The 1,129-nt window shown below is 65.5% G+C and carries 1 protein-coding gene; it reads left to right on the top strand.

The features are described 5' to 3' along the window. The first annotated feature begins 136 nt into the window (after positions 1 to 136). Complete coding sequence (locus tag Aau02nite_RS45895) at positions 137 to 1,129, top strand: IS481 family transposase (protein WP_212995005.1); 993 nt, start codon at positions 137 to 139, stop codon at positions 1,127 to 1,129.

Consider the following 1,129-nt stretch of genomic DNA (forward strand, 5'->3'; position numbering starts at 1 on the left):
TGTGATGTCCGGGGACGTTGGTCGAGGAAGTGCAACCACTCGATCTGAGGATCAATCGTTGATCTCGTGAACAGATGAAGGCCTCCAACGGTGCAGTGGGGTTGTCGAGACACCACTGACCTGGCTGGAGGCCTTCATGTCCCACGCTAACGCCGCGCTGACGGTTCGGGCGCGATTGCGGCTGGCGCGTCTGATCGTGGAGCAGGGCTGGTCACCCGCACGAGCGGCCGAACGCTACGACGTGTCCTGGCGCACGGCCGCGAAATGGGCCCAGCGTTACCGTGAGCACGGCGAGGCCGGCATGGCCGACCGGTCCTCAAGACCACACCGGCAGCCGAACCGGACGCCGGCACCGCTGGTCCGAAAGATCCTGCACCTACGCCGGAAACGACGCTGGGGTCCCGTCCCGATCGCCGATGAACTCGGCCTGGCGGCCTCCACCGTGCATGCCGTGCTTACCCGCCAGCAGGCGAACCGTCTCACCCATCTCGACCGAGTCACCGGGGAGCCGATCCGCCGCTACGAACACCGCACCCCTGGTGACCTGCTGCACGTTGATGTCAAGAAACTCGGCAATGTGCCTGACGGCGGCGGCTGGCGCTACCTCGGCCGCGCTCAGGGCAAGAAGAACCGGCACACCACCCAAGGCGCCGCCCGCAACCGTCACCACCAACCGGTCATGGGCACCGCGTTCGTGCACACCGTGATCGACGACCACTCGCGCGTTGCCTACGCCGAAATCCACGACGACGAAACCGCGATCACTGCCACCGCCGTCCTGCGCCGTGCCGTCGACTGGTTCGCTCAGCGCGGCGTCACCACCCGCCGTGTCCTGTCGGACAACGGCTCGGCCTACAAATCGCGGCTTTGGAGCTCAACCTGCGCCGAGCTCAACATCACGGTGAAAAAGACTCGCCCTTACCGGCCACAGACGAACGGCAAGATCGAACGATTCCACCGGACGCTGGCTGACGGCTGGGCCTTCGCCAAGCTCTACACCTCGGAGAAGGCCCGCCGAGCCGCGCTACCGGCATTTCTGCACGACTACAACCACCACCGGCCCCACACCGCCATCGGCAAACTCCCGCCCATCACCCGGTTGAACAACCTGTCCGGACATCACACCTAG

This window comes from Actinoplanes auranticolor (assembly GCF_018332655.1).
GTDB lineage: Bacteria > Actinomycetota > Actinomycetes > Mycobacteriales > Micromonosporaceae > Actinoplanes > Actinoplanes auranticolor.